Annotated in this window: 18 protein-coding genes; 9 read left to right on the top strand and 9 right to left on the bottom strand. The window is 63.7% G+C overall.

Annotation, left to right across the window (positions count from 1 at the left end):
- Window positions 1–17: 17 nt before the first annotated feature.
- Window positions 18–896 carry an alpha/beta hydrolase fold domain-containing protein gene (locus ACR9Y2_RS17950; RefSeq protein ID WP_435042896.1) on the bottom strand — a complete coding sequence of 293 codons (879 nt, stop codon included), beginning with the start codon at window positions 894–896 and terminating at the stop codon, window positions 18–20.
- A gap of 71 nt (window positions 897–967) precedes the next feature.
- Here ACR9Y2_RS17950 and ACR9Y2_RS17945 point away from each other — a divergent pair, with 71 nt between their 5' ends.
- A complete protein-coding gene (locus ACR9Y2_RS17945; RefSeq protein WP_435042895.1) occupies window positions 968–2,083 on the top strand; it encodes a substrate-binding domain-containing protein in 1,116 nt (371 codons plus the stop codon).
- Between the two features lie 7 nt (window positions 2,084–2,090).
- Here the strand turns inward: ACR9Y2_RS17945 and ACR9Y2_RS17940 are convergent, their stop codons facing one another.
- Window positions 2,091–4,184 (bottom strand): S46 family peptidase, encoded by a 2,094-nt coding sequence (locus tag ACR9Y2_RS17940; RefSeq protein WP_435042893.1) that lies wholly within the window; start codon window positions 4,182–4,184, stop codon window positions 2,091–2,093.
- Between the two features lie 86 nt (window positions 4,185–4,270).
- Here ACR9Y2_RS17940 and ACR9Y2_RS17935 point away from each other — a divergent pair, with 86 nt between their 5' ends.
- A complete protein-coding gene (locus ACR9Y2_RS17935; RefSeq protein WP_435042892.1) occupies window positions 4,271–4,759 on the top strand; it encodes a hypothetical protein in 489 nt (162 codons plus the stop codon).
- Between the two features lie 18 nt (window positions 4,760–4,777).
- On the opposite strand, the gene ACR9Y2_RS17930 is transcribed toward ACR9Y2_RS17935, so the two are convergent.
- On the bottom strand, window positions 4,778–6,766 hold the full coding sequence (locus ACR9Y2_RS17930) for a YjhG/YagF family D-xylonate dehydratase (protein WP_435042891.1): 1,989 nt from the start codon (window positions 6,764–6,766) through the stop codon (window positions 4,778–4,780).
- A 35-nt stretch (window positions 6,767–6,801) separates the two neighbouring features.
- On the opposite strand from ACR9Y2_RS17930, the gene ACR9Y2_RS17925 reads away from it, so the two are divergent.
- From ACR9Y2_RS17925 to ACR9Y2_RS17910, 4 genes are all read left to right on the top strand, one after another.
- Window positions 6,802–8,163 carry a Gfo/Idh/MocA family protein gene (locus ACR9Y2_RS17925; protein WP_435042890.1) on the top strand — a complete coding sequence of 454 codons (1,362 nt, stop codon included), beginning with the start codon at window positions 6,802–6,804 and terminating at the stop codon, window positions 8,161–8,163.
- Between the two features lie 109 nt (window positions 8,164–8,272).
- Entirely contained in the window at window positions 8,273–8,773 is a 501-nt protein-coding gene (gene coaD / locus ACR9Y2_RS17920) for a pantetheine-phosphate adenylyltransferase (RefSeq protein WP_435042888.1), read from the top strand.
- Window positions 8,774–8,802: 29 nt separating this feature from the next.
- Complete coding sequence (locus ACR9Y2_RS17915) at window positions 8,803–9,996, top strand: pyridoxal phosphate-dependent aminotransferase (RefSeq protein WP_435042886.1); 1,194 nt, start codon at window positions 8,803–8,805, stop codon at window positions 9,994–9,996.
- Between the two features lie 70 nt (window positions 9,997–10,066).
- Entirely contained in the window at window positions 10,067–11,302 is a 1,236-nt protein-coding gene (locus ACR9Y2_RS17910; protein ID WP_435042884.1) for an SH3 domain-containing protein, read from the top strand.
- Here the strand turns inward: ACR9Y2_RS17910 and ACR9Y2_RS17905 are convergent.
- Together ACR9Y2_RS17905 and mobA are read right to left on the bottom strand one after the other, a co-directional pair.
- A complete protein-coding gene (locus tag ACR9Y2_RS17905; protein WP_435042882.1) occupies window positions 11,292–12,050 on the bottom strand; it encodes an ABC transporter ATP-binding protein in 759 nt (252 codons plus the stop codon). The genes ACR9Y2_RS17910 and ACR9Y2_RS17905 overlap by 11 nt on opposite strands.
- Window positions 12,047–12,604, bottom strand: coding sequence for a molybdenum cofactor guanylyltransferase (gene mobA / locus ACR9Y2_RS17900; protein WP_435042881.1), 558 nt, complete (start codon window positions 12,602–12,604; stop codon window positions 12,047–12,049). The genes ACR9Y2_RS17905 and mobA overlap by 4 nt, the downstream gene beginning before the upstream one ends.
- Before the next feature lie 72 nt (window positions 12,605–12,676).
- Here mobA and ACR9Y2_RS17895 point away from each other — a divergent pair, with 72 nt between their 5' ends.
- Together ACR9Y2_RS17895 and ACR9Y2_RS17890 are read left to right on the top strand one after the other, a co-directional pair.
- Entirely contained in the window at window positions 12,677–13,402 is a 726-nt protein-coding gene (locus tag ACR9Y2_RS17895; protein WP_435042879.1) for a lytic transglycosylase domain-containing protein, read from the top strand.
- 8 nt (window positions 13,403–13,410) lie between these two features.
- Window positions 13,411–14,949 carry an N-acetylmuramoyl-L-alanine amidase gene (locus tag ACR9Y2_RS17890; protein ID WP_435044880.1) on the top strand — a complete coding sequence of 513 codons (1,539 nt, stop codon included), beginning with the start codon at window positions 13,411–13,413 and terminating at the stop codon, window positions 14,947–14,949.
- Here ACR9Y2_RS17890 and ACR9Y2_RS17885 read toward each other — a convergent pair.
- From ACR9Y2_RS17885 to ACR9Y2_RS17870, 4 genes are all read right to left on the bottom strand, one after another.
- The gene (locus ACR9Y2_RS17885; protein WP_435042878.1) at window positions 14,946–15,872 is read right to left on the bottom strand and encodes a GGDEF domain-containing response regulator; all 927 of its coding nucleotides are present in this window, start codon (window positions 15,870–15,872) and stop codon (window positions 14,946–14,948) included. The genes ACR9Y2_RS17890 and ACR9Y2_RS17885 overlap by 4 nt on opposite strands.
- A 117-nt stretch (window positions 15,873–15,989) precedes the next feature.
- Window positions 15,990–16,568 (bottom strand): peroxiredoxin family protein, encoded by a 579-nt coding sequence (locus tag ACR9Y2_RS17880; RefSeq protein ID WP_435042877.1) that lies wholly within the window; start codon window positions 16,566–16,568, stop codon window positions 15,990–15,992.
- A gap of 93 nt (window positions 16,569–16,661) precedes the next feature.
- A complete protein-coding gene (locus ACR9Y2_RS17875) occupies window positions 16,662–19,970 on the bottom strand; it encodes a S41 family peptidase (protein WP_435042876.1) in 3,309 nt (1,102 codons plus the stop codon).
- A 23-nt stretch (window positions 19,971–19,993) separates the two neighbouring features.
- The gene (locus ACR9Y2_RS17870) at window positions 19,994–21,355 is read right to left on the bottom strand and encodes a GNAT family N-acetyltransferase (protein ID WP_435042875.1); all 1,362 of its coding nucleotides are present in this window, start codon (window positions 21,353–21,355) and stop codon (window positions 19,994–19,996) included.
- 289 nt (window positions 21,356–21,644) lie between these two features.
- Here ACR9Y2_RS17870 and ACR9Y2_RS17865 point away from each other — a divergent pair, with 289 nt between their 5' ends.
- Complete coding sequence (locus ACR9Y2_RS17865) at window positions 21,645–22,625, top strand: polysaccharide biosynthesis/export family protein (protein ID WP_435042874.1); 981 nt, start codon at window positions 21,645–21,647, stop codon at window positions 22,623–22,625.
- Window positions 22,626–22,635: the final 10 nt, after the last annotated feature.

Below are 22,635 nucleotides of genomic sequence, written 5' to 3'. Positions count from 1 at the left end.
TCGGTTCTGCGCGGCGGTTATCGGCGCACCGCGCCAGTCAGCTTGTTCCGGCGCAGAAAGCGCTCAATCGCGCGCTGCACCCGCAGTGTGTCGGCGTCGGTCCACGTGTGCCGTCCGTGTGTTCCGCCGTGGACCGTGATCAGTTCGTTGGACACCCGGGCGCTACTGAGGGCCCTGTGTAGCTCAACGGACTGTTGGTAGGAAATCGTCTTGTCCGCGTCCCCATGGATGCTCAGGACCGGCGGCAGCCCGGGCTTCACCCAGGTCATCGGCGACAACTGCCGCGCCAACGCACGGACATCGGCCGCCTCGCGCAGCCACTTGCGGACTGAGGGCAGGCTGCCGGCCAGCAGAGCGTTCAGATCGGTGGCGCCGTAGTAGTTGATCACCGCCGCCGCATGCGGCTCCGGGCCATCCTGTTCCGGACATTCAATCCCACCCGAGCCCATCGCCGTCAATAGAGCCAGGTGCCCGCCCGCCGATCCGCCGCTCACCACGATGCGCTCCGGATCCACCCCGTACTTCGCGCCGTTCTTCACCACCCACCGGAACGCACAGCGGCAATCCTCGACACCAGCCGGAGCCGCTGCCTCGCCAGACAGCCGGTATTGCACCGCCACCACCCGCAATCCCAGCTGCAGATACGGCAGGTACCACAGCACATACTGTTCCTTGCTGCCTGTCTCCCAACCACCGCCGTGTATATACAGGACCGTCGGCCCCGGCTTGCGGTCATAGGGAATGTAGAAGTCCAGCTTCAGCTCGCGGCTGCCCACCCGCCGGTAGACCACATCGCGCTGAGCCGTGAACCGCTGGCCCACCAGCGAGGCCCAGTCGCGGTCGGACGAGCCCGCCACGGCCAGGGTGCTTGACCCTACCAACCAGAGGATGTTCAAATATTGAACACTAACGTGCATCTGAAGCACTGTAGTTTTATGGCAGATTCATGAAGATGTCAAGAGATTTGGTGAGCAAAGAAGTTGTGAAGTCCGCCGGGCCCACCATGCTCGACAAAGGGCTCACCGTTCTCGAAGCCGTTGAGAAGGCCGACCACCCCGTCACCATACAGGAAATTGCCGCCATCACCGGCCTGCAGCGCCTGGCCGTCTATCGCCTGCTGACGACCCTCGAAGAGCGCGGCTACATCCATCGCTCGCAGGACAAACGCTACCGCTCCACCACACGCCGCCGCCGTTTGCTGGTCGGCTACCTGGCGCCCCTCGAAGGCAACCAGTTCCGCGTCGACGTGAAAGAGTCCATCGAGCGCGCCGCCGCCCGCGCCGGCAGCTACGTCATGCTGCGCCACAACGACGAGGAAGACAGCGCCACCGCCCTCCGCCATGCCCAGGAGATGGTCGACGCGCGCGTCGACGTGGCCATGCTCTTCCAACCGGTGGAGCGCCTCGGCTACATGGTGGCCGACCTCTTCTTCGGCGCCGGCATCCCCTTCATCACCGTCGAACGTCCCATCCAGGGCGGCATCTATTTCGGGGCCAACAACTACCAGGCCGGAAAGCTCGCCGGCCAAGCTTTGGGCCATTACGCGCGGGAGAAGTGGCGCGGCCGCTTCGACCGCATCGTGCTCGTCGAAGGACCCAAGACCAAGACCAACGTCCAGGCCCGGCTCGCCGGCGTATTAGTGGGCCTCCAGGACGTCCTGGGTTCCATCTCGGAGTCCTCGGTCATCCACCTGGAAGGCGACGCCCACCAGGATTCCAGCAAACACTCCATGGCCAAGCTCCTACGCCAGCTCAAGCCCGGCACACGCCTCCTGGTCTCCGGCTTTAACGACCTCAGCGCCATCGGAGCCATGGAGGCCGTCCGCGATGCCGCTCGCGACCGCGACGTCGTCATCGTCGGACACAATGCCGCCCGCGAAGGCCGCGGAGCCATTCGCCGCCGCGGCAACTGCCTGCTCGCTTCGGTTGCTTTCTTCCCCGAACGCTATGGCGACCGGCTGATCCGTCTCGCCTGTTCCATCGTCGATGGCGAGCAGGTGACGCCCGCCGTCTACACGGACCACGTCGTCCTGCACGCCGACAACCTAGAGAACTTTTACCCTGCGGCCACTGACCAGGGCTGATCGCGCTTTACTGCGCCGCCACGCCCAGTTCCTTCAGGATCCCGTCCGCGTGGTCCACGTCCTTCAGCAGCCAGAGGAAGAAGCGGATGTCCACGTTCACGTTGCGCGCCACGTCCGGGTTGTAGCCAAAATCATTCGACACGTTCTCCCATACTCTGTCGAAGTTCAAACCGACCAACTCGCCGCGCCCGTTCACCGTCGGGCTGCCCGAGTTGCCGCCCGTCGTATCAGCATCCGCCAGGAAATCCAAAGGCACCTTCGAGGCATCCACCTTCGCCGCTGCGGCCTTCACGTTCTCCGGCAGCTTGAAAGGCTCCTCGCCCGTCTCTTTTTCCAGCATGCCGGCCAGCGTCGTCTGCGGCGTGTAGATCACCCCATCCCGCGGGGCGTAGCCCTTCACGTGCGCGAAGCTCACCCGTAAGGTCGAGTTCGCATCCGGCGCCACCGGTTTGCCGGCATGCGCGATCACGGCCTTGCGCCACTCCGGCCTCAGCCGCGCCACCGCTCCATCCTGTGCCCGCGCCCGCTTCTGCCACGCCCTCAACTCAGGCTCCAGCGCGAACGCCAGGCCCAGCATCGGATCCTTGCGCGCCTTCAACTGTTCTGTCGACTCGTTGAACATCTTCAGGCGCTCACTCAGATCCAGAACCTTCGTCCGGCCGTACAGGAACTCCAGCGTCTCGTCCACCTTGCCGTCGCCGAAGATCTTGTCGAACGCCTCGATGCGCTCCTCCGGACCCAGCTTCAAGGCATGACCCACCAGGGATGCGAACAGCGCCTGGTCGGCCGGCCGGTAGTAGCTCTTCTGGTCGCGCTCCATTGTGGCCCGCATCCGCGTCCACTCGCGCTCCATGTAGTCGCCTTCGCGCTCCATGTCCGGCTTCTCTCGCTCCGCCGCCAGCCGCACCAGATGCGTAGCGAACTTCAGCGCCAGCGGGTTGCCCAACAGCGTGCCCAGCAGAAAGTCATGCGTCCCGGTCTTTCTTTTCTCGGCCGCTAAAGTGTCCAACCCCTGCTTCGCCGCCGCGGCTTTGGCATACGCGGGATGAGAGCCGATCCACGCCATAACAGCCTCTTCCGCCTTGGCCTGTTTCTCGATAGTCCGGCCGCGCTTCAGTCCGGCCAATTGCCCATCCGCGTTCTTCGAAACGTTGGCCAACCCCTTCTGCGTCGCCGCCACCGCGATCTGCCCTTCCGGATTGCCTTTGGTCGTCTGCTCCAGCAGATTCAACCAACCGCCGAAAATCTCCGAGCGCAGCTTGAACCAGTAGTCGCGCTGCCCCGCCATCTCGTCTGATGTCAGCGATCGCACGGTCCGTCCCGGATACCCCAGCACCATGACGAAGTCGCCCGTCTTGACGCCCGTCTTCGACAGCGGAAAGAAGAACTCCGGCGTGTAGGGCTTCCCGTCCTTGTAAGCCCGGGCCATCGCAAAATCGCCTGTGTGCCGCGGCCACATCCAGTTGTCGATCTCGCCGCCATACTCCCCAATCGCCCTCGGCGGAGCATACACCAGCCGGATGTCCGAGAGCTCGAAGCTGTCGATCAGGATGTATTGAACCCCGCCGTCGAACACCGCCACCTTGCAACGCGCGCCGGGCGTTCGCTCGCATTCGCTCACCAGCGCCTTCTGCTTTGCCTCAATCGCCGCATTCCGCGCCAGGTCGTCCGCACCCGCCGGCACCGCGGCCTCCATCTCCTTCGTGACGTCCGTAAACTTGCGCGGGACCGTCACTCGCGTGGTTCTCCCCGGCAACTCCTCTTCCGGACTCTTGGCAAGAAATCCGTTGGTGATCAGGTCGCGTCCGGGTTTCGAATGCTCCTGCAATATGCCAAAGAGACAATGGTGGTTCGTCAGGATCAGGCCGGTCGCCGAAACAAACCCGGCGGAGCATCCACCAATATTTACGGCCGCCGCCAACAGGCCGGTGCCCCTCTTCTGGTCCCACAGCCGCGTAACCGGCAATTGCAGACCTTGTTTCTTCAACCACAGCGGATCCAGTTGCAGCACCTGCTGCGGAGTCCACTTGCCTTCTTCGGCCATGCCCAACGCGGCTGTCAGGGTCAGACAGACGCTCCATTTCATCCAGGTTCGGTTCACGGTGAAAATTCCTTCTCAAAGTGCGCCTTCACAAACGCACGACTTCAGCATATATTGAAGGCTCCAATCGAAGGGACGGAGGCGCGATGACACAGGACATGGGCCGGTGCGCGGAAGAGATCCGGACTTGCTGGCAGGAAAGCGAGGTCGCCCTGCAACGCGGCGACACCGATGCGGCCAATCGTGCTTTTGGCCACGCCTTCGAGGTTGTCGATACTTTTCCGGCTATCGAAGAGGAAGACGTCCGCGCTCTGCAGTTCCTGTGTGTCCTCACCTGGGTGAAGGTTTCAGCCTCGCTGGAGGTCACCGGCCAGGAGGAAGAAGCCCACGAAGCCCGCCTCCAGGTCTTCAGCCTGCTCGACGAAATGTACACCGCCAGTCCTGTCACCGCCGGCCATGCCTGGCCCAGCGCCGAGTTCATGCGAGGCTTCGAATCCGAAGAAGCAGTCGACCTCGTCGGCCGCCTCTACCTTCTCTGCAGCAAATCCGGCCGGGCCGACTCCATCCTCTGGGGCCGCCTCTTCATGGATCTCGACCTCCGCATCCACGGCGACAATCCGCCGACAGTGAATTAGCGCCAGGCCGGGGGCTCCCTACTCCCCCAGCGCCCGCCGCCCCGCCGCCAACAGTCGGACGATTCTCTCCACGTCGTACACTGCTCCGCCCCACGTCCCGCCGCTGGCATCCTGCAGCGCCGCCCACAGCTTCGTATCCGCCGGCAGATCCTTGTCCGGAGCCAGGTCCGGCCGCGGAGCCCGCTCCGCCAGCACCCTCGCCCCCTCCTCCGCTCCAAATACCACCCCGTCCGCACCCACCAGGTTCACCGTCCCTTCCAGCCGGTTGCGGTCCACCACAATCTCGATCACGTCCCCTTCCCGCAATTTCCCAATCGGTCCGCCCGCCAGCGCCTCCGGCGAAATATGCCCGATACAGGCGCCCGTCGACACGCCGCTGAACCGCGCATCCGTCAGCAGCGCGACGTGTTTGCCGAATGGCAGGAACTTCAGCGCGCTGGTCAGCTGGTACGTCTCCTCCATGCCCGCGCCCAGCGGACCCCGGCAGGCCAGCACCAGGATGTCGCCCTCTTTCACCTGCCCCGCCTTGATCGCTTCAATCGCCGCCGGCTCCGTCACAAATACCCTGGCCGGCCCCACCTTCCGGTACACCCCGTCCGCGCCCACCACACTCGGGTCGATCGACGTACTCTTGATCACCGCCCCCTCCGGAGCCAGGTTCCCCACCGGGAAGCACACCGTCGCCGTCAAGCCGCGGTGCCGCGCCTCATCCGGCGACATGATCACGTTGTCCGGATCGATTCCGTCCCGCTCCAGCAGCGTCTTGCGCAGCACGGCCCGCCGCTCACTCTGCGCCCACCAGTCCAGCGCGTCGCTCAGCGTCTGGCCCGACGCCACCAGCGCTTGCGTGTCCAGCAGCCCCGCCTTTCTCAGGTGCAGCATCACCTCCGGCACACCGCCCGCCAGGAACACCTGCACCGTCGCAAAATGCTTCGGGCCGTTCGGCAGTGCGTCCACAATGCGCGGCACGCTGCGGTTCACCCGGGCCCAATCGTCCACCGTGGGCCGCCGCAGCCCCGCGTGATACGCGATCGCCGTCAAATGCAGGATCAGGTTCGTAGACCCGCCAAACGCCGCGTGCACGGCCATCGCATTCTCCAGCGCCGCCGTAGTCAGGATGTCGCGCATGCCCAATCCGCGCGACTCCATCGACAACACCGCCCGCGCCGACCGCCGCGCCATATCCAGCCACACCGGCTGTCCCGAAGGCGCCAGCGCCGAATGCGTCAGCGACATGCCCAGCGCTTCACCCACCACCTGCGCCGTCGCCGCCGTACCCAGAAACTGGCACCCTCCGCCTGGAGACGCGCACGCCCGGCACCCCATCTCCGCCGCGTACTCCCGCGTAATCTTGCCATGGGCAAACCGCGCCCCAATCGTCTGGATCGCCGCCGCGTCCTCGCCCTCTTCCGCCAGCAGCGTCACCCCGCCCGGCACCAGAATACAGGGCAAGGTATGCTGCGCCGCCAGCGCCATCATCATCGCCGGCAGCCCCTTGTCACAGGTCGCCACCCCCAGCACCCCACTACGCCGTGGCAGCGACCGGATCAGCCGCCGGAAGATCTGCGCCGCGTCGTTCCGGTAGGGCAGCGAATCGAACATGCCCGTCGTCCCCTGCGACCGCCCGTCGCACGGATCCGAACAATACCCCGCGAACGGCACCGCGTCCAACCCCTTCAACTCCCGCGCCGCCGCCTCCACCAGCAGGTTCACTTCCCAGTGGCCGCTGTGATAGCCCAGCGCGATCGGCGTCCCATCCGCCGCCCGCAATCCGCCATGCGTGCTGAGAATCAACACTTCCTTGCCGCCCAGCTTCGACGGATCCCAGCCCATGCCGGCGTTCATCGTCCACCCGAACAGATCGCCGCTCGGCGCGTTGCGCAGCATCTCGTCCGTGAAGGGCAACTGCCCCTGCGGACCGCGCGTCTTCGTCGGCGGGGCGAATAACGTCTGGTCGCCCGAATCGAGAATCGAGGCGAGACTGGGAACTTGCGTGATTGCTGGCATGGCAGTTGGTTCTTCTCAATGATAGAATCGCCCGCATGTCAGAGGCTGGACCAGTTACTCGACGCGCGGCCATCGGAGCCCTCACCGCTGCTTCCTATTCCAGGGTCGCGGGCGCCAACAACCGCATCGGCGTCGGGTTCATCGGCTACGGCCTCATCGGCGCCCAGCACGTCTTCGACTTCAAAAGCCAGGACGATGCCGACCTCGTTGGTCTCGCCGAAACCTATGAGCCGCGCCTGCGCGAAGGCATCGCCGCCTGCGAAGCCCGCCCCGGCACCAAAACCCGCGGCTATCGCGATTTCCGCCGCCTGCTTGATGAAAAGGACATCGACGCCGTCGTCGTCTCCACGCCCGATCACTGGCACGCCCTGCTCACCATGATGGCCTGCGCCGCCGGCAAGGACGTCTATGTCGAAAAACCCATGACCCTGTTCGTCCGCGAAGGCCGCTGGATGACCCAGGTCGCCCGCCGCCACAAACGCGTCGTCCAGGTCGGTACCCAGCAGCGCAGCGGAGTCCACTACCAGGCCGCCCGCAAGCTCATTCAGGAACAATACTTCGGCAAACTCCTGTCCGTCCGCATGGCCGCCTTCCGCAACATCATGCCAGGCTTCGGCCGGCCCGCCGAACCGCAGCCCGAGAATTTCGACTACGACATGTGGCTCGGCCCTGCTCCGGCCCGCCCCTACCAGCCCCACCGCGGCCTCTACCACTTCCGCTGGTTCTGGGACTTCTCCGGCGGCCAGATGACCAACCTCGCCGCCCACGAACTCGACATCGTCCAATGGACCACCGGCCAGAAAGGGCCTCGCGCCGTCTCGTCTTCCGGCGGCCGCTTCGCCCTCGAAGACGACGGCGAAACCGCCGATACCCAGGACGCCCTCTTCGAATACGACAAGTTCACCGCCATCTGGTCCCATCGCGAGGCCAGCATGGGCCGCCGCCCGCCCGGCGGCAGCGAATACGCCGGCACCAAGGGAGCCCTCCTCATCAATCGCGCCGGCTTCGAGGTCCTGCCGGATACAAAGATGCCCCCCGGCAACGCCATCCCCGTCTTCAAAGGTCAACCGCAAGGCGGACCCAAACGCGAAACCGTCACCCCCGAACCCTGGGTCCAGGCCATGAAAGTCCCCGGTTCCTCCGACGACCAGTTCCGCGCCCACGTCCGCAATTTCCTCGATTGCATCAAATCCCGCGAACGCACCGTCGCCGATGTCGAGGATGGCCACCAGACCGCCGTCGCCTGCCACCTTGCCAATATCAGCCTGCGCACCGGCCGCAAAATCCGCTGGGATCCGGAGAAAGAGGAGATCCTCAACGACCCCGAAGCCTCTGCCATGCTGGAACGTCCCTATCGCAAACCCTGGGATCGCGTCTTGAAAGGGCTACTCTCGTAGTTCGGCCCGGCTGATGCTATTTCAAGCAAAACTGATAGTATGCTTCGCTTTCAGAAGAAGGCGTTATAATCAACCGTAAGGACCCGCCCCGGTTCTGGAGTCTCCTGTCTTGCCCAGTCACAACCCCCTCGTCGCGGTTTATCCCGGCAGTTTTGACCCGATTACGAACGGCCACCTGGACCTCATCCAGCGCTGTGCTCCACTAGTCGACAAACTGGTCGTATCCGTGCTCCGCAACGCCCACAAGCATCCCCTCTTTACCCTGGAGGAGCGTGTAGCCATGCTGCGGTCGGTCGCCAGTCCCTTTCCCAATGTGGAAGTGGACTGCTTCGATGGGTTGTTGGTCGATTATGCCCGCCAGAAGCAGGCCAAGTTGCTTCTGCGCGGCATCCGCGCCATCTCCGACTATGAATACGAGTTGCAGATGGCCCTGATGAACCGCCGCCTCGCGCCTGAGATCGAAACAATGTTTATGATGGCAGGAGAGGCTTATTCCTTCATCAGTTCCAAACTGGTGAAAGAGGTCATTGGGCTGGGCGGCAATATCAGCGGTCTCGTGCCACCTTCCGTCGAAGAAAAGCTCAAGCAGCGTTTCCTGGGGCGGGAATAATCTACATCCAGTCAGAGCAGCTTACCAGTATGCAACAAGCGTCATCCCACCTCGCAGATCGAATCTCTCTTATCAGCGTCTCGTCCACGGCCCGTGTTTCGGCCGAGGCCGAGAAACTCCGCCGCGCCGGCGTGGATGTTGTCGACTTCGGCGTTGGCGAGCCGGACTTCCCCACCCCGGATAACATCAAACGCGCCGCCATCGCCGCCCTGGACCAGAACTTCACGCGCTACACCGCCATGCCCGGCGTGCAGGAACTGCGCCAGGCTGTGGTCGATCGCCACAAGGCGGATTACGGCACCAGCTACTCGGTCCCCGAGTGCGTCGTTTCCGTCGGCGGGAAGCATGCGATCTTCAACATGACGCAGGCGCTCGTCGGCGATGGTGACGAGGTCATCATCCCCATTCCTTACTGGGTTACCTACTACGACGTCGTCAACTATGCCGGCGGCAAGCCCGTGCTCGTCGAGACCAGCGAAGCCGAAGGCTTTGCCCTCACTGCGGCGCAGGTCGAGAAGGCCATCACCTCCAAGACCCGCCTGATCATCGTCAATTCGCCCTGCAACCCTTCCGGCGCCCTGGTTGAACAGGCTGAGTTCGAGAAGATCGCCCACCTCGCCAAAAAGCGCGGCATCTGGCTGATGACCGACGAGTGCTACTGCCGCTTCCTCTACGACAGCGATCCTTACTCCGTCGCCTCCGTGCCCGGCATGAAGGACACCGTCATCGTCGCCGGCTCACTCTCCAAGACCTATGCCATGACCGGCTGGCGCATCGGCTTCACTCTCGCTCCGGCCGAAGTCTGCACCGCCATCATCAAGCTGCAGTCCCACTCCACGTCCAATCCGACCTCCATCGCCCAGAAGGGCGCCATCGAGGCCCTCAACGGACCCCAGGATTCCGTCGACGTCATGCTCGCCGAGTACCGCAAACGCCGCGACTACGTCATCGGCCGCCTGCGCGCCATCCCCGGCATCACCTGCGCCGAGCCCCGCGGCGCCTTCTACGCTTACCCCAACATCAGTGGAGCGCTCAGTCCCAACGGCCTGCGCACCCCCATGGAATTCGCCGAGAAACTGCTGGCCGAAGCCCACGTGGCCGCCGTCCCCGGCGAAGCCTTCGGTACCGAGCGGCACGTCCGCATCTCCTACGCCACCTCCATGGAGAACATTCAAAAGGGGTTGGATCGCCTGGAAAGCTTCGTCAAGAAGCACTCTGCCTAGTTTGCTGTTACAACTTCGTTCCGCTGGCGGTGACGCTGCTATCCTGATAGTTCGTCACCGCCACTGCGGCATGCGTCGCCGACTTCTACTTCCTGCTTTCGCGCTCGCCCTCCTGGCGGGCTGCTCCTCCGGTCCTCCGCGGGATCCCGTTCTCGGGGAGGCCTTCGTTGGGCCCGCCACCCTACAGATTCGCCAGGAACTCACCGCCCGCGCCGCGCTCGTCGCCACCGCTAAACACGGCGACCGCCTGGCGCTCATCGGCCGTCGCCGCGGCTTCTACCGCGTCCGCACCTCTGGCGACGCCGAAGGTTGGGTCGATGGCCGCCAGCTCCTCGCGCCCGAAAACATGACCGATCTCAAGAACCTGGCGGAACGCGCAGCCAGTTCCCCATCCCAGGGCCGCGCCTCAGTCTTTGAAGCTCTCAACGTTCACAACCTGCCCAACCGCCAGTCGCCCAGTTTCTTTCAGATCCGCCACGACCAGCAGGTGGAAGTCGTCGCCCATGAGCGGGCGCCCCGCGTGCCCTTCGTCGCACCCGACTTCCTCAAAACCGAAGCCCTGCCGGCAGTTACGAAGAAATCCCGCAAGAAGGTCCAGCCTGCCGTCGCACCACCCCCCGCTGGCCGCCCGCCCGCCGTACCCGCCAACTGGCTCGACCTCTCCGGCAACCCCGATGGCTTCGTCCCGGAACAGGGCGAGAAGATCGATAAGGACGAACCCAAGCCGCAACCGCCCGCCATCCCCATGGACGACTGGACTCTCATCCGTTCCAAGGAAGGTCAGGCCGGCTGGGTGCTGGCCCGCATGTTGTTGATGGCGATCCCTGACGAAGTGGCACAGTATGCCGAACGGGCCCGCATCACCGCCTATTTCAACATCGGCAAAGTAAACGACCACGGCGTCGACAAGCCCGTCTGGATGTGGGCTTCCCTCGCCCAGCGCGGCGTGCCCTTCGAGTTCGACTCACTCCGTATCTTCATCTGGAACATCCGCCGCCATCGCTATGAGACCTCGTTCATCGAACGCGGAATGAAAGGCTACCTGCCCATCGCCCTCAACGGTTCGCCGGCCTCCAGCTTCCGCGTCATCGTCGAGGAAAAGGACGGCAAACTCGTGGAACGCGAGTACAGCATCAACAACTTCCGCGCGCGAGTCGTGGCCCGCCACGAGGCCGAACTGCCCGCCCAGTGGAATACCGTGACGAAATCCGCCACCGGCGCCAAGCCGGTGAAAGCGCCCGAAAAGTCCTGGAAGGATACCGCCAAGGGCCTGTACGAAGACGTCAAAAAGCGCATCAAGCGCTGAAATCGACCCGGTCCATCGCCAGAAACTCCCTGACGTGAGGGTGATCGCACTTTTCCATCTCAGAGACCGTTCCGAAGTAGATCACTTTGCCTTCATACAGGAACACCACCCGGTCGGCCACTCGCCGCATCAGGTCCAGGTCGTGCGTCACCACCAGCGAGGTCAACCCCAGTTGCCGCTTCAGCCGCAGCATCAGTGAGGCCATCTGGTCGGACATGATCGGGTCCACCATCGTGGTCGGCTCGTCATAGAGGACACACTCCGGCTGCGCCGCGAGGGCTCGCGCAATCGCCACCGCCCGCCGGTAACCCGTCGACAGGTCCGCCGGATACGCATTCTCGAAGTCCGCCAGGTCCACCATCTCCAGCAGGCCCCGCACGACGTCCAGCTTGTTCGACGCGTCGTAGTCTTCCCGCAACTCCAGCGAGAAGAGGATGTTCTCGCCGACGGTCAGCGAATCGAACAGCGCGCCGTTCTGGAAGACCATCGTCACCTTGCGCCGGATCGTCCGCAGTTCCGCCTCGGTCAGGTTTGTGATGTCCTGGTGCGCGACAATCACCCGCCCCGAATCCGGTTTCAGGAAGCCCATGATGTGGAACAGGCTCACGCTCTTGCCCACGCCGCTGCGTCCGATGATCGCCAGCGTCTCGCCGGGATCAATATAGAAGCTGCAATCGACTAAAACGGGGTGATCGAACGTCTTATGAACGTGCTGGAACTCGATGTAATGCGGAAACTTGTCGATCATTGGCCCCACCGCGCCCATTCGTCCGACGTATTCAGGTTCGCCACGTATTCCTCATCATCCACCGGAAATCGCGCAAAGTCGATTGTATCCAATAACTTCCGGATCGAATACCGCCCCTCTTCGAGCGCCGCCGCAAACATCGGATGGAGCCGCGAGTGGTAGATCGCGCACAGCGGTTCCACCCGTCCGTCACCGTGCGCCGCCGCGACGGCTGCCTGCTCACCGCCCAGCGCAGCACCCACCATCCGCCGCAGCCACTCGCTGGGGAGACGGGGCATGTCGCAGCCCACAATCAGGTTCCAGTCATACCCTTGCCGCAGCGCAGCTTCCACTCCGCTCATCGGTCCGCACCCGGCATATCTTTCGGTCAGGCAGGAGAGACCCAGATGGACATAACGTTCTGGCGCGCCAACAAGATAAACCACCCCGGCCGCCTCGCGGGCGATACCCGCCACCCACTCCACCAGGGTCCCATTCCCATACGGCAACAGGGCCTTGTCGCGGCCCATCCGGCTGCTGTGGCCCCCCGTCAGCACGAAGCCGGCGACGCTCATGAGACAATCTTAGCAGTGGCTCGTGCCCAATCCGGGTCCGGGCTCAGGCGAAACTCCATTTGTTTGCAGCGCATGTCTCGCTATAATCAGTACAACAAATTAATGGCGTTCTGTTTCACCTTGGCCTTGGCGGCCACGGCGGCAGCGGCTGAACCCGCGTCGCGCGTGGTCACCACCGTGCGCCCCGACGCCCGCACCGGACGCCTCGTGCGCAGCACCACTGTCGTCTCTCATCCCACGGCCAGCAAAGAAGTTACACCGAAAACCATTAGGACCGCCGCCGCCAGCGCGGATATCAATGTCGGCGAAATTGTCGAACGCGCCGCCAAAGCGCATGCCGTCGATCCCCTGCTGGTGCACTCCGTCATTCGCGCCGAAAGCAACTACAACCCCACCGCCGTCTCACCCAAAGGCGCCGAAGGCCTCATGCAGCTCATCCCGGCGACCGCCCGCCGCTTCGGGGCCCTCAACAGCTTCGACGCCGAGGAAAACATCACGGCCGGGGTCAAATACCTGAAGTATCTGCAGGAAATGTTCAAGGACGACCGCCTGGCCCTCGCCGCCTACAATGCCGGCGAAGGCGCCGTCCAGAAGTACGGCAACAACGTTCCGCCCTATAGGGAAACCGTACAGTACGTCGATCGCGTCGGCAAATCGTATGGCGAGGCCCGCAAACGGCTGCAGCCGGAAACCGCGGCGGCCGTCGCCCCCATCCCCCAGCAGCCGCAGCCGGAACCCTTCCGCCACCTTGAGGTGTCGACAGATTCCGAGGGCCGCATGGTGCTGAAGACCCGCTAGGAGGCTTTCTGGCCAGGACGAAATCTCGAGCATCGCTCTCCCGCCTGGCTCTCTTCGGAGCCCTGGGATTCGTCTTTTCCACCAGCGCCGCTCCGGCCGAAACCGCCGAAACAAAGCCGCTCGCCGCCGTCACCTCCGTCCGTTTCTGGTCCCTCAGCCAGGCCACCCGCGTCGCCCTAGAAGTCAGCTCCGAGGTTAAGTACAAGTTCGAAAAACTGACCAATCCCGATCGCCTGTTCGTCGACCTCAGCGAGACACGCATGCGGTTGAACGACAAGGCGTTCTACACCGTCAAGGTAGGCGACAAGCTCGTCAAACAGATCCGTGTCGCCCAGAAGGACCCGCGCGTCATGCGCATCGTCCTCGACCTCGAAGGACCCGTCGAACAGGAAATCTCGGTCCTCGCCAATCCCACCCGCATCATCATCGAAGTCCGCCCCACCGGTTCGAAAGCCGCTGAGACCACCGTCTCCCAAAGCCGCACCGGCGTCGAAAAGATCGATGTCCCCGTGAAGGACGAGCCGAAACCGGAACCCGTCCGCACTGCCGCCGCCAGGCCGACCGCTGTCGAACGGCCCGAACCCAGTCGATCTTCCACACCGCCCCCGGCTCCGGTAAGAACCGTGGCCACCTCGCCGGTGACCACCCCCTCGAAACCCGTGACCGTGGCCGTCGGCCCGCCCGCGAGACCCGCCGAACCGGAACCCGCCCCGCCCGAACCCGTCATCCCGCCATCCTCCAATGCGCCCGACGAGACGCCCAAGGCGGCCCGGCCCAACTCCACCGGCGGCCGCTCGCTCACCCGCGCTCTCGGCCTGAAAGTGGAACGCGTCGTCATCGATCCCGGCCACGGCGGCCACGATCACGGCACCACCGGCCCCACCGGCCTCACGGAAAAGGACCTCGTCCTCGATGTCTCCCTCCGCCTCGGCGCCCTGATCGAACAGCGCATGGGCAGCCAGGTGATCCTCACCCGCTCCAACGATACATATGTCGGCCTGGAAGAACGCGCCGTGCTCGCCAACAAGAACCGCGCCGACCTCTTCATTTCCATCCACGCCAACGCCACCAGCTACCGCAACATCTCCGGCGCCGAAGTCTACTACCTCAACTTCACCACCTCCAAGGAAGCCACGGAAGTCGCCGCCCGCGAGAACGCCGGCGCAGGCAAGTCGGTCTTCGAACTGCGCGAGCTCATCCAGAAAATTGCCCTGAAAGACCGCCTCGAGGAATCACGCGAGTTCGCCACACGGGTACAGTCCTCCCTCGCCTCCACCTGGTCCAAGATGGATTCAGCCGCCCAGAATCGGGGAGTGAAGAAGGCGCCGTTCGTGGTACTGATCGGTGCCTCGATGCCGTCGGTTCTCGCTGAAATCGGTTTCATCAGCAATCCGCGCGACGAAGCCCTGCTCCGCAAAGCCGATCAGCGCCAGAGACTGGCAGAAGCACTTTTCAAGGGAATCCAACAGTACGCGGAGAGCCTGAGCCAGGGCACGCAGGCAGTCGTTTCAGCCGAACCCTCCAACCGAACCGAAGCCAGCCGCTAGGACGAAGCCGACACTACAGGGTGGAACACCACGCTGTTGCGCCCGCGGTGCTTGGCCTCGTACAACGCATTGTCGGCCGACCGGATCAACAACTCGGCATCGGAAGGATGCGCCGGCACCATCGTGCAGGCGCCAAAGCTGGCCGTGATACTCACATTCTGGCCATTCAGCGAAAATGGCGTGGATTCGATCGCGACCCTCAACCGCTCCGCATGCGAGATCAGCCCACTGTCTTCCGCACCCGGCACCACCACCAGGAATTCTTCGCCCCCATACCGGCCAAAGGCATCATAGGCTCGGATACAGCCGCCCACCCGCCGGGCCGCTTCGCTCAACGCGGCGTCGCCCGACAGATGTCCATACTCGTCGTTGATCCGCTTGAAGTGATCGAGATCCAGCATCACCACCCCCAGCGGCCGCCGTTCGCGCGAGGCACGAATCACTTCCCGGTCGAGAATCTCCAGAATCGCGGCCCGGTTCCACGTGCGGGTCAGTCCATCGCGCGTCGCCTGGATCCGCAGGGCTTCCTGCGCCCGCATCAGCTCGGCCTGCAGGTCGATAATCCGGCGCCCGGCCCGCAACCGCACTTCCAGTTCGTGCTTGTCGAACGGCTTGATGACGTAATCATCGGCGCCGGCGCCCAGGCCTTCGACAATGTCTTCTCTCAGCGCACGGGACGTTAGCAGAATGATATAGGTGTAGACCGGCCGCGCCAGGGTCCGCATCAGCTTGCAAAGCTCGGGCCCGGTGTGGACCGGCATCATCCAGTCGAGAATTGCCAGTTGCGGCGCATCTTCCTGCTGCAGACAAGCCCACGCTTCGTCTCCACTTGATGCGGTAACGACCTCATATCCCCAACCCTGAAGAGTCGATTCCAGGAGCCGGCGCATTAACAGACTGTCATCGGCCACTAAGATTTTCATCGCACTGAAATCACGGCTAGTCCCAATGTTATCAGCCTCGGCGGATTCGCGCCTCCCCCCCAAAAGGTACCAGTAGTACGAGGGAAGAGCAATCCCGCCGGGCTGAACACCGGGCGCTCAGTGCTTATGCGTGCGTAGAAACTCCAGAATTTCCGCCGCCGTCGTCCGCCCACCGTGCGTTGTGCTGACCTTTGCGAAAGAAACCTGCCGCATTCTATCGATAATGAAGGTCGACGGGTACGCCGTCTCCCCCTTCGCAGCCCATCGCAAATCATACGCCAGCGTGAATTGATAGTCGGGATCGAGCAGCAATTCAAAATGCCCGGGCAGCTTCTTATCCGACGCGAACTCACGCGCTCGTGGCTCCACCTCCGCCGCCGGACCCGGATACACCAGCAACACCCGCACGCCCGCATCGGAGAATCCCTGCGCGTGATGGACATAGTCCTGAACCTGCCGGTTGCACAGCGGGCATTGATAACCGGGATAGCCGCGCAACACCACCAGCACCACACCACTCTTCTGTGTCACGCTCGAAAGCCGCACCATCTCGCCGGAGAGCGACTTCAGGCTGAAATCCGGAGCCGCCTGGCCCACGGCTGGCGGTTCGGCCAGCATCGGGCAAGCAATCAATAACAATAGGGATAACGCCCGCGTCAGGCGGGCATCACCCGCATTCATGTAAGGGAAGGACAATAGGGAGCTCCTTGAGAAGTTAGACCACTGGGCGGCACACCTCGCCCACTTGTCTATGCTTCCTGGAGCCCGGAATATTCCCACTCACCCGGCTCACGGCTTGTGGTAATTCGGATATGCCGGCCGCTTCGGCTTCGCCACCGGAGCCTTCTCCAACTCGGCCAGCACCACTTCCACGGCCTTCTCCAGTTGCGGATCCTTGCCCTGCCGCACCTGCTCCGGGTCCTGCTCTACTTCCAGGTCCGGCGGCACGCCGATGTTCTCCGTATCCCACTGCGAGTTGGGGCCCCACACGCCCGAACTGGGCGAAGAGACAAACCCTCCATCCAGTAACTGCGGAGCACCCGCGCGCCCCACCAGTCCGCCCCACGTCCGCTTGCCCACCAGCTTCCCTGCATTGGCCCGCCGGAAGTAGTTCGGCATCGCATCGCCGCCCGACCCCGCATACTCATTAATGATCATCACCTTCGGCCCGAAGATCGCGCCCTGCGGCTGCACCTCGTCCTCACCGTCCCGCGTCGCCACCGCACTCATGCGCTTGCGGTTCAACACCTCGATAATGTCCGTCGCCAGCAACCCGCCGCCGTTGAAGCGTTCATCGATAATCGCCGCGTCCTTGCCCACCTGCGCGTAGAAGTAGCGCGTGAAGTACGCAAGCCCTCCATTGGCCGTGTCCGGCATGTAGACATACGCCACCCGGCCGTTCGTCATCTGCTCCACCTTGCGCCGGTTCGATTCCACCCACGCCAGGTTCCGCAGCCGCGACTCGTTCGGCACCGGGGTCACCACTACTTCCCGCGAGCCTTCATTGTTCGGATTCGGCCCGACGCGCAGCACCGTCTGCTTGCCCGCCGTCGCTTCGAAATAGCTGTAGACATCCTCCGCCGCCACCACATCCCGACCGTTCACCGCCAGCAGGTATTCGCCCTCCTGCACGTTCACCCCGGGTTGCGTCAGCGGAGCCTTCACGTCCGGATTCCAGTTCTCACCATCCAGGATCCGTTCGAACCGGTAGCGCCCGTTCTCCACCTTGTAATCGCAGCCCAGCAGCCCCGTCGGCACCGTCTTCACTTCCGGTTGCTCGCCGCCGGCCACAAACAGGTGGCCCACCGTCAGTTCGCCCATCATGTCCGCCAGCACGTAGTTGAGATCGCGCCGTGACATCGCCGCCGCCGCATACTTCTCATACTTCTTCGAATAGTCAGCCACATTCACACCGTGCAGGTTCGGATCGTAGAAGAACTCCCGTTGGATCCGCCACGCATCCCGGTACATCTGCATCCACTCCGCCTTCGGATCGGACTTCACCTGCAAGCCCTCTGTCTTCATCGCCTCCGCCGGCGGTCCGGCGGCCGGAGGCGGCGCGGGCGCACCACTCGGCGGCATCGGCTTCAGCGCCTGGATCGTCCAGCGGTCCCCGGTCGCCGTCAGCGTCTTCTCGCCATTGGCCGAGACCTCAAAGAACCTCACTCCGGTCGCCACGACATCCGACTTCCGCAGCTTCAGGTCATAGCGGTGCACCGCGAACCCGGGCGGTCCGCCGGCTCCGCGTGCCGGAGAAGCCTGCGCAAACAGGTTGCCCTCTTTCCCTGCCTGCAGCCGAAAATACTGCGCCGGCGGCATCGGCATCGCCAGGATCCGCTGCCCGATCTTTTCGAAATCGACCTTTACCACCACCGGCTTCGGCGGTTCAGGCTTGGCCGCCGGCTTGGCTTCGTCCGGCTTCGCAGCCGCCTTATCGCCCTCTGCCTTCTTCTCCGGAGCCTTCTCTTCATCACTCTCCGGAGCAAACGGCGACGGATCCGTCTTCGACAGCACCGCCAGGTACAAACTGCGCGTCTGCGATGTGCCAATGCTATGGATATCCGGCTCCAGCCCCGGACCCGAATCCGTACTCGCCGAGAAGTACAGATACTTCCCGCCTTTGTCGAAGACCGGGTTCTGGGCGTCGCTCAACCCGTCGGTCAGCTGCGTGGCCTTCGCATCGTCCAGCGAGTACAGGAATACCGCACCCAGGTAATTGGGCAGCCGCAGCGTATAGGCCAGCCACTTGCTATCCGGCGACCACACCGGCGGCCGGTCTCCGCTGGTAAAGAGGTAGCGGTCCTTCGCCACCTTCACCGGCTGCTTCTTCTCCAGGTCCAGATACCAGATCCCCAGATGCGCATCGGTGTAGGCGATCTTCTTACTGTCCGGAGACCACCGCGGCGAACTATAGAACGTGGGCTTCTCTTCCAGGCGGAACTTTCTCGGTGCCTGCTTGCCCAGCGAATCCTTCACCTGCAGCTCATACTCTCCAGACTCGTCCGAGAAGTACGCAATCCACTGCCCGTCCGGCGACCAGGCGGGATCGCGATCCATCACCGCCGGCGACTCCGTCAGATTCCGCGCGTCGCCCTTCTCCGCCGGTACCGTCAGAATCTCACCCCGGGCCTCGAAAAGCGCCCGTGCGCCCGTCGGCGAGATGTGCGCGTTCGTCAGCCGCTTCCCCACATCCACCAGCTTGGCCCGTACTTCGGAAACGTCCCCTTCAATCTGGATCTGCACCGGGCTCAGTTGCCCCGATTTCAAGTCGTACAGTTGTACCTGCCCGAACTGCTCGATCACGATCCCGCCCGGGCCTGCCGACGCCGACTTGAAGTCCATCCCCGTATTCGGTACCGCCTGCGCGACCTTCTTCGACTTCGTGTCGTACACCCACAACGACACCTTGCCGCCCGCATTCCGGTCACTCAGGAAATAGACTTTGTCTCCCACCCACATCGGGCAGTAGTCGTTGGAGCCTTCCCGCGGCACCCTCTCCACCTTGCTGCTGGCCAGGTGCGCGATCCAGATCGGAGTCGCCCGCCCGCCGCGGTATCGCTTCCAGGCCTGGAAAGCACGGGCCAGCGGAACGTAGGCAATGCTGTCCTGGTTCGCCGAATAGCTCGCCTCGTACGCAATCGGCAAAGGCAGCTTCGACGCCGGCCCTCCGCTCGCCGCCACAGTGAAAAGTTGTTCCGTGAAATTGAAGTTCGTGCGCGACGACGAGAACAACACCCGCGACCCGTCCGGAGTCCACCCCCGGGCAATGTCCGCCGCCGGATGATGCGTCAGCCTCCGCGGCACACCTCCGGCCGCGGCCACCACGAAGACATCCGTATTCCCGTCGTACTGCCCCGTAAAGGCGATCGACTTCCCATCGGGTGAGAAGTAAGGATCCGCTTCCACCCCAACATTCGTGGTCAGCCGTGTCGCCGCTCCGCCGGAGCGCGGCACCGTCCACAAATCTCCCGCGAAGACAAACGCGATCTGCGCGGCGCTCAGCGTCGGCTGCTGGGCCAGCAAAGGCGGATTCGCTTGCCCGTAGATCGAATACCCAAGGGCGGTGGAAAGAAAAAAGAGCCCTGCGAGGCGAAACATCAGGAACCTCCAGATCCCTGATTCTACCTCCTGGCCAGCGCAGTCTCCTGTAAATTACCCGTGGCCCCTGGCAGATGCAGCATCAGCGGCTCGGCCTCCTGGTTGGAGACGCGGAGCGTACACGAATCCGTCCACTCCAGCTCCAGCCCCGCATTCCGCTCCAGCGCGAATACATACTCCGCCAGCCTCGTCATCACATCTACAGGCAAATCCTGGATCAGCCGGTACCGCAAGGGGCGCGCCCCCGCCCAGGCCAGGGCCGCCGCCGGAGCTGGCTTCTGAGCCGCCGGCCTCACCAGCTTTTCCCGCCACGCCCCCAGCTTCTGGTTATATCCCTGCGCCCGGCTCCACGCGATCAACCGCCGCGATCCGGACAACAGCCGCGCCGCCAGCCGCGCCCTCCACGACCCACCCACCGGAGCTATACAGTCGTAACTCAGCACTTCGCCATGCGCCCAAACCTGCTTCGCGAACGACCGGCCCCTGGAAAAGTCATAAAGTTCCAGTCCCATCCGCAAACAGGCCTCGTACGATCGCGCCCGGTTCACGTGCCCCAGCCGGTACTTTTCAAATGCCGGGTGAAACGCGGGGATGTACAGCGTAAAAGTACTACCGTGCCGGAATCCCAAATCGAAGGCCACAGGCACTCCGTCCACGTAACTGACGAACGCCATCAGGTGCGACGGCAGCTCATCCCTCAGCAGAGACAGTAGAAACTCGCGGTTTGAGTCCTTCTTCCAGGCATTCCGCTTCGCCGCATGGCGCAGGTCGTGGATCTCGAACAGCCGCGGCAGCAGCTCCAACGCCTCCGCCCGCTGCGTGTCGCAATCGATGGTCCGGAACTCATACGGCCCCAGCGCGTTCAACCTTCTCTCATAGGAGGGAATCCTCTGCTGGAACTTCTTATTGGATTTCGACGCTTCGGCCGTCCCCGGCGTCAGCACCCGGTAAGGACAACCCTGTACCGTCATCGTCTCCGCGCCCGGCAGCAGCGTCAACAGCGGATCGCCGTCCGCCAGTTCCCGCCAGTCCGCCACCAGCGGCTGCGGCGCTGCCCGCAACGCATCCCGCACAGCCGCAAGCACTTCCGCCGAACACTCGCCGGCAATGCCCTGCCGGTCTGCCCGCCCGTCCGTGGCAAATCCAAGCCGTGTCACCCCACCCCCGAGCTTCGTCAGCGCGAACGGCGCAAAGGCCACCATTTCGCCCGCCCGGAACACACCAATAAAGAAGGCGCGCGCACCTTGCGGCCGCCGGATGGAGTCCCAATAATGATGCAGCCAGCCCGCGCACTGGAACGGCCCCGGCGCCTGCTCTCGTAGAAATGGGACATACTGCGCCCGCGCTGCTTCCTCCGTCCGCCACACGGTGACCATTAGTGACATCCCGTTCCTCCTTGGTGAACTTAGCCGCCCGCAAGTGCCCGCAGGCCGGGCACTCACCTCTCTATCAGGCCTGAACCGGAGTCTAAGGCGTGAGAGAGAACGGCTCTAGTACCCCTCCCTTCCCGTACTGGAACTTTGGTTCGACAAACTCTCGGGTACTCCCTAGTCCTGGTACGCGCTGGTACCACCAATCCATAGCGGGTCTCGCACTAAACCATCAGACTTCGTTTGTGGGGCGATTCCGGCAGCCCTCCCCGGTCATTCGGGGCGCCGGAGCACCAGAGGGATCATGACTAACCAGACCTGGAAACTGCAAGGCAAAACGTGGCGGAGACTGGCGGCCTGCGCCGCTTTCCTCGCGTCGGCCATCCTGCCCGTCAGCGGCATCGATCAGGCCCGCAACTCCGATCAGCTCGGCGCCGGTGATCAGGTGATTATCCGCGCCATGCACGTGGCCGAGATTTCCGATAAACCCATTCGCATCGGCGACGACGGCACTCTCCAGTTGCCGCTCATCGGCCGCATCAAAGCCGCCGGCCTCACGGTCAACGAACTCTCCGATCAGATGCGCAAGCGCCTGGCCAACTTCCTGGTCGAGCCGGAAGTCGCCGTCGAACTGGTCGAAATGAAGAGCCATCCCGTCTCCGTCATCGGCGCCCTGGTCACCCCCGGCGTCTACCAGTTGCACGGCCAGAAGCGGCTGCTCGAAATGATCTCCGGCGCGGGCGGCCTGCGCGACGACGCCGGCAGTATGGTGCGCGTCACTCGCCTCCGCGCCCAGGGCGCCCTGCCGCTGCCCGCCGCCAAGCTCGACAGGACCGGCGAATACTACGTCGGCGAAGTCCGCGTGTCCGACCTGATGTCCGCAAAGAATCCCTCGGAGAACTTCCTGGTCCGGCCCGACGACGTCATCAGCATCCCGCGCGGCCGCCTGGTCTACGTCATGGGTGAAGTCCGCAAGCCCGGCGGCTTCGTGCTGCGCGAACAGGAGACCCTCTCCGTGCTCCAGGCCCTGGCCCTCTCGGAAGGCCTGATGCCCACCGCCGGCCGCAAAAACGCCCGCATCCTGCGTCCCTCGCTGGACGCCGCCCCGGGCAAGAAGGAAATTCCGGTGGACATCGCTTCCATCCTTTCAGGCAAGACCAATGACATGGGGCTGCAGCCGGACGACGTGCTGTTCATCCCCAACAGCGCTCCGAAGTCAGCGACGCTGCGGGCCGTGGAAGCCGCCGTGCAAATCGGCACCGGTGTCGTGATCTGGCGGCGGTAGGGAAGCACCG

The organism is Paludibaculum fermentans, assembly GCF_051172195.1.
Lineage (GTDB): Bacteria > Acidobacteriota > Terriglobia > Bryobacterales > Bryobacteraceae > Paludibaculum > Paludibaculum fermentans_A.
Note: the sequence above shows the minus strand (reverse complement) of the source record. Positions and strands in the feature narration are given on the sequence as shown.